This is a genomic window from Micromonospora sp. KC606 (assembly GCF_004348675.1).
Lineage (GTDB): Bacteria > Actinomycetota > Actinomycetes > Mycobacteriales > Micromonosporaceae > Micromonospora.
Window position 1 is genome coordinate 1 of the sequence record NZ_SMKN01000281.1, and the last position, 6,407, is coordinate 6,407.

Consider the following 6,407-nt stretch of genomic DNA (forward strand, 5'->3'; position numbering starts at 1 on the left):
CCCCGGCACCCTCGGCGCGCGCCGAAGGCATACACTTTGCGTCGCCACGGGGTGTGGCGCAGCTTGGTAGCGCACTCGCTTTGGGAGCGAGGGGCCGTGGGTTCAAATCCCGCCACCCCGACTGTCGTCCGCGCCGAGGTCGCCCGGGGCGTGCGGACTCCCGCGCGGTCCCCGGGCGCTGCCGGAGCAGCAGCCCGGCTCGCCTACACTCGATGCGCGCAATCACGCCCAGACTCACAATCACGCCCAGACTCAACTGAGATCCCGTCAAGGAGTACGCCTGTGAAGAGCACCGTCGAGACTCTGAGCCCGACGCGCGTGCGGCTCGCCATCGAGGTGCCGTTCGTCGAGCTCGAGCCGAGCCTCAAGAAGGCGTACCGGGAGATCGGCCAGCAGGTCCAGGTTCCCGGCTTCCGCCGGGGCAAGGTGCCGGCCGCCGTCATCGACCAGCGGGTGGGCCGGGGCGCCGTCCTCAACGAGGCGGTGCAGGAGGCGATCCCGCAGAACATCCTCGCTGCGGTCCGCGAGCACGACCTGAAGACCCTCGGCCGTCCCGAGGTCGAGATCACCGAGTTCAACGACGGTGACTCGTTGAACTTCACCGCCGAGGTCGATGTCCGTCCGGAGATCACCCTGCCGGACCCGGCAACCGTCGAGGTGACGGTCGACGAGCTCCAGGTCGACGACAGCGAGATCGACGAGCAGGTGAAGAACCTTCGCGAGCGGTTCGCCACCCTCAAGACCGTCGAGCGGGCCGCCCAGGAGGGCGATTTCGTCCAGATCGACCTGAACGCCACCGTCGACGGCGAGCCCGTGCCGGGCGGCCAGGCGAGCAACATCTCGCACGAGGTCGGCAGCAAGCAGCTGCTGCCGGGGCTGGACGAGGCCCTGGTCGGCCTCGCCGCCGGCGACAGCACCACCTTCACCACCCAGTTGGTGGGCGGCGACTTCGCCGGCCGTGACGCCGAGGTGGCGGTGACCGTCCGCACGGTCAAGGAGAAGGAGCTGCCGGAGCTCAACGACGACTTCGCCCAGATGGCGAGCGAGTTCGACACCATCGACGAGCTCCGTGCCGACCTGAGCGAGCGGGTCACCCGAAACAAGCGGGTCGAGCAGATCTACGCCGCCCGGGACAAGGCCCTCGAGCAGCTCGTCGCGGCGGCGGGGGTGCCGGCGCCGGAGGGTGTCGTCCGTGAGGAGGTCGAGAGCCGCAAGGCCGCCATGATCGACCAGCTGGAGCGGATCGGCGCCTCGATGGAGGAGTACCTCGCGGCCGAGGAGAAGACCGAGGAGCAGATCGACGCCGAGCTCACGGAGGCGGCGACCGAGGGCGTCAAGGTCCAGCTCCTGCTGGACTCGCTGGCCGACGCCGAGGACGTGCAGGTCTCCGACGACGAGTTCGGCCACGAGATCGTCCACCGGGCGCAGCGGGCCGGCATGCCCCCGCAGCAGTACTACGACCAGCTGGTGCGCTCGGGTGCCGCCGCCGCCGTCTTCGGTGACGTCCGCCGCGGCAAGGCGCTCGCTGCCGTGATGGAGAAGATCAAGATCAAGGACACGGCGGGTAACGAGGTCACCCTCGACGCCCTGCGCGCCGAGAGTGAGCAGGCGCACGACCACGAGCACTGATCGTCCCAGGTAGGCCGCCGTCCGCCGTCGCGGTGGACGGCGGCCGAAACCCTTTTCCGGGGACGGCTTGCGGCGAGTGCGCTGATAGCGAACAGTGCCCCGACCGGGAGTCCGCCACCCGGATGAGCGGTTAGTGTCGGGTACGACGGTACGGAGAGCGAAGGGCTGCCATGACCGACATGCACAACCCAGCGAAACCGCTCCGGGCGATCGACGCCCGCGGTGGCGACTCAATTGGCAACCTCGACGACTCGGTCTACAACCGGTTGCTCAAGGAGCGCATCATCTTCCTGGGCAGTGAGGTGAACGACCAGGTGGCCAACCGCATCTGCGCGCAGCTGCTGCTGCTCGCGGCGGAGGACCCGGACCGGGACATCTTCCTCTGGATCAACTCGCCGGGTGGCTCGGTCTACTCGGGTATGGCGATCTACGACACCATGCAGTACATCGACAACGACGTGTCGACCGTGGCGATGGGCATGGCGGCCTCCATGGGCCAGCTGCTGCTCTGCGCGGGAACGAAGGGCAAGCGGTACGCCCTCCCGCACGCGCGGATCATGATGCACCAGCCGTCCGGCGGCATGGGCGGCACCGCCTCCGACATCGCCATCCAGGCGGAGCAGATGCTCTACACCAAGCGGATGTTCCAGGAGCGGGTCGCGTTCCACACCGGCCAGGCCCAGGCCCAGATCGAGGCGGACTCGGACCGCGACCGCTGGTTCACCGCCAAGGAGGCCATGGACTACGGCTTCATCGACAAGGTGATCACCGGAGCCGCGCAGGTTCCGGAAGGCGCCGGGACCCTGAGCTGATCGAGGAGCTGACGATGACCGACCTGAGCCTGCCGCCCCAGTTCGCGGCCGTGCACAACCGCTACGTCCTCCCGTCGTTCGTGGAGCGGACGTCGTACGGGGTAAAGGAGTCCAACCCGTACAACAAGCTCTTCGAGGACCGGATCATCTTCCTCGGCGTGCAGGTGGACGACGCGTCGGCCAACGACGTGATGGCGCAGCTGCTGACGCTCGAGGGCACCGACCCGGACCGCGACATCATCATGTACATCAACTCGCCGGGTGGTTCCTTCACCGCCATGACGGCGATCTACGACACCATGCAGTACGTTCGGCCGGACATCTCCACGGTCTGCCTGGGCCAGGCGGCGAGCGCGGCAGCTGTGCTGCTCTCGGCGGGTACCCCGGGCAAACGGATGGCCCTGCCGAACTCGCGGATCATCATTCACCAGCCGGCCACCGAGGGCGGTTACGGCCAGGGCTCGGACATCGAGATCCAGGCGCGGGAGATCCTGCGGATGCGGACCCAGCTGGAGGACATGCTCTCCCGGCACTGCAACCGCCCGATCGACAAGGTCCGCAAGGACATCGACCGGGATAAGATCATGACGGCCGAGGAGGCCAAGGAGTACGGGCTGGTCGACACGATTCTGACCAGTCGCAAGAAGGGTCTGCTGGCGGCCAACGCAGCGAGCTGAGCAGCACCGGGTCGGAGGTCGGTCGGCGCTTGGTTCCCGGCCGACCTCTGACACACCCGTTCCGGGGGTCGGAGAAACCTCCGCCAACGGGTAACGTCGGGTCGTACCGCTGCGCCGGGTGGCCCCGGTGGCAGGGATTCAGACGGACGGGCGCCCGGCGTCCGCAGTTCAGGGCCGGGTTCCGGCCGACGAGTGCAGGGAGAACGTAGGTGGCACGGATCGGTGACGGCGGCGACCTACTGAAGTGCTCCTTCTGTGGCAAGTCCCAGAAGCAGGTCAAGAAACTCATCGCGGGCCCCGGGGTCTACATCTGCGACGAATGCATCGATCTCTGCAACGAGATCATCGAGGAGGAGTTGGCCGAGTCCGGCGAGGTGAAGTGGGAAGAGCTTCCCAAGCCGATGGAGATCTGCCAGTTCCTCGACACCTACGTCGTGGGCCAGGAGCAGGCCAAGAAGGCGCTCGCCGTCGCGGTCTACAACCACTACAAGCGGATCCAGGCCGAGGCCGCCAACGCGCCGGGTGCCGGTAGCGACAGCGTCGAGCTGGCCAAGTCCAACATCCTGCTGCTCGGGCCGACCGGCTGCGGCAAGACGCACCTGGCGCAGACCCTCGCGCGGATGCTGAACGTCCCGTTCGCCATCGCCGACGCCACCGCACTGACCGAGGCCGGGTACGTCGGCGAGGACGTGGAGAACATCCTCCTCAAGCTGATCCAGGCCGCCGACTACGACATCAAGCGCGCCGAGACCGGGATCATCTACATCGACGAGGTCGACAAGATCGCCCGCAAGTCGGAGAATCCGTCGATCACCCGGGACGTCTCCGGCGAGGGCGTCCAGCAGGCGCTGCTGAAGATGCTTGAGGGCACGGTGGCCAATGTGCCGCCGCAGGGCGGGCGCAAGCACCCGCACCAGGAGTTCATCCAGATCGACACCACCAACGTGCTGTTCATCTGCGGTGGCGCCTTCGCCGGCCTCGACCAGATCATCGAGGCCCGCACCGGCCACGGTGGCACCGGTTTCGGGGCGCGGCTGCGCTCGGTTTCCGAGCGGTCGACCGACGACATCTTCAGCCAGGTCATGCCGGAGGACATGCTCAAGTTCGGGCTGATCCCCGAGTTCATCGGCCGGCTCCCGGTGATCACCAACGTTCGCAGCCTGGATCGCCCCGCCCTGGTGCGGATCCTCACCGAGCCCCGCAACGCGTTGGTCCGGCAGTACCAGCGCCTGTTCGAGCTCGACGGGGTGGAGTTGGAGTTCGAGCAGCCGGCGTTGGAGGCGATCGCCGACCAGGCGATGCTGCGCGGCACCGGCGCCCGCGGCCTACGCGCCATCATGGAGGAGGTCCTGCTCTCCGTGATGTACGAGGTGCCCAGCAACCCCGACGCCGCCCGCGTGCTGATCACCCGCGAGGTGGTCCTGGAGAACGTCAACCCCACGATCGTGCCGCGGGAGTTCACCGGCCGCCGTGCCCGCCGCGAGCGCGAGGAGAAGTCGGCCTGACCCGCCGCCGCACACACTGACGATCCGGGAGTACGGCCGCCACGCGCAGCCGTACTCCCGCCGGTGCGGGCCACGGTGGCCGACCCACGCCTGCTCCGGCGGCGACCGCGGGATCGCCGGCGTCGGACACTGTCGCCGGTGGGCCCGCGGTCCGTACCCTGATCCGCATGCGTGTCGCCGTCTGCCAGCTGAACTCCCGTGACAACCGCGACGCCAACCTGGCCGGCGCCGAGGCCCTGCTGGTAAGGGCCGCGGCGGCGGGCGCCGATCTCGCGCTCCTCCCCGAGTACGTCGACTACCTGGGTCACTCCGCCGGTATGCCGGAGCCCGAGTCGGTGGACGGCACGGTGGGAACGTTCTTCGCCGGCGTCGCGGCCCGGCTCGGGATCTGGGTCATCGCCGGCTCGTTCCACGAGGCCGGTCCGGACCCGCGCCACACCTGGAACACGTCGCTGGTCTTCGACCGTTCCGGCACGCTCGCCGCCAGCTACCGCAAGATCCACCTGTACGACGTGGAGATCCCGGGGCGGGTCTCCTACCTGGAGTCGGCGTCCGTGGCACCCGGGGACCAGCCGGTGGTGGTCGACGTCGAAGGGCTGCGGGTGGGGCTGTCGATCTGCTATGACCTGCGCTTCCCGGAGCTGTACCGACGGCTCGCCACCGACGGTGAGGCACAGCTGTTCGTGGTGCCGGCCGCGTTCATGATGCACACCGGGCGGGACCACTGGGAGGTGCTGCTGCGGGCGCGGGCCATCGAGAACCAGTGCTTCGTGGCCGCCGCCGGGCAGACCGGCGACCACGACCCGGGCCGGACCTGCTTCGGGCGCAGCATGGTGGTGGATCCGTGGGGCACGGTGCTCGGGCAGGTGCCCGACGGGCCGGGGCTCGCCGTCGTCGACCTGGACCTGGACCGGCTGCACGGCATCCGCGCCGAACTGCCCAGTCTGGCCAATCGCCGGCTGTAGCGCCGTCAGGCCTGAAGGAGCACGCCGAGCACCGCCAGACCGACGATGGCGGTGGCGGTCACCAGCAGCGCGGTGCCCATCCGTGACCGGCCGCGCCGGGCCAGTCGTGCGAGCGAAAGGAGCACCACGACGAACACGACCGCGGCGATCACCAGCTGCCAGAAGGGCAGTAGTAGTCCGAGCAGCGCGTCCTCGACGAGGAGCGTGACCGGGGACCGGGACATGTCAGCCATGGCAGCCACTGTGGCACGTCGCCGGCCGTCGTGGGCCGTTCCGTACCGAACGGAAGTTCGCAGCGCCCGGAAGGCGCTGCCAGAGCAGTGATAGCCGTCGATTTGCCTTCTCGGGGCTCGTGGGCGTAACTTCCTCTCTGCACGCAAGAGGCCGGACAACCTGGCCGGGAGTGGGCACCAGGCTCGTGGTGGGAGCACCGAGCGAGGCTGGAACTGGGCGGTGCGATGCGCTCCGGAAGACGGGGTTGCGATCGCGAAACCGACCGAGTAGAGTACGAAAGCCGGCAGGGAGCCGGGCAGATAGCCGCGAAGCGGCGATCGGCCGGTCTGCCACTTCCCACGCAAGAAGCGACCGCCGGGTACGGCGTGCGTCAGCGTGGCCGGCTCGCGCCATGTTGATTACCTCGAACATGAGGTTGACGGACAGGGTCGGGCCGGGTAAGTTTGAGGGGTTGCCCCGCTGGGGGTTCCACGGTGTGGGGCTTTCTGGTGGTGTGTGGTTGTTCTTTGAGAACTCAACAGGGTGCTTGATAAGCCAGTGCCAAATTGTTTGATACCCCGTGCTGGCTGGGTCTGCCTTTTGGGT

6 protein-coding genes and 1 tRNA gene are annotated in these 6,407 nt (G+C 68.3%); 6 read left to right on the forward strand and 1 reads right to left on the reverse strand.

The window, feature by feature from the left end; genetic code table 11:
• Window positions 1–47 precede the first annotated feature (47 nt).
• From E1193_RS29115 to E1193_RS29140, 6 genes are all read left to right on the forward strand, one after another.
• Window positions 48–121, forward strand: a tRNA-Pro gene (locus E1193_RS29115).
• 161 nt (window positions 122–282) lie between these two features.
• Window positions 283–1,629, forward strand: a complete 1,347-nt coding sequence (gene tig, locus E1193_RS29120) for a trigger factor (protein WP_165945855.1) — start codon at window positions 283–285, stop codon at window positions 1,627–1,629.
• A 170-nt stretch (window positions 1,630–1,799) separates the two neighbouring features.
• Window positions 1,800–2,441 (forward strand): ATP-dependent Clp protease proteolytic subunit, encoded by a 642-nt coding sequence (locus tag E1193_RS29125; RefSeq protein ID WP_132186373.1) that lies wholly within the window; start codon window positions 1,800–1,802, stop codon window positions 2,439–2,441.
• Window positions 2,442–2,455: 14 nt separating this feature from the next.
• A complete protein-coding gene (locus tag E1193_RS29130; protein WP_132186374.1) occupies window positions 2,456–3,118 on the forward strand; it encodes an ATP-dependent Clp protease proteolytic subunit in 663 nt (220 codons plus the stop codon).
• 209 nt (window positions 3,119–3,327) lie between these two features.
• Window positions 3,328–4,623: an ATP-dependent Clp protease ATP-binding subunit ClpX gene (gene clpX / locus E1193_RS29135; protein WP_132186375.1), complete on the forward strand. Its 1,296-nt coding sequence runs from the start codon at window positions 3,328–3,330 to the stop codon at window positions 4,621–4,623.
• Between the two features lie 167 nt (window positions 4,624–4,790).
• Window positions 4,791–5,588, forward strand: coding sequence for a carbon-nitrogen hydrolase family protein (locus E1193_RS29140; RefSeq protein WP_132186376.1), 798 nt, complete (start codon window positions 4,791–4,793; stop codon window positions 5,586–5,588).
• A gap of 5 nt (window positions 5,589–5,593) precedes the next feature.
• Here E1193_RS29140 and E1193_RS29145 read toward each other — a convergent pair whose 3' ends face one another.
• Window positions 5,594–5,821 carry a hypothetical protein gene (locus E1193_RS29145; protein ID WP_132186377.1) on the reverse strand — a complete coding sequence of 76 codons (228 nt, stop codon included), beginning with the start codon at window positions 5,819–5,821 and terminating at the stop codon, window positions 5,594–5,596.
• Window positions 5,822–6,407 lie beyond the last annotated feature (586 nt).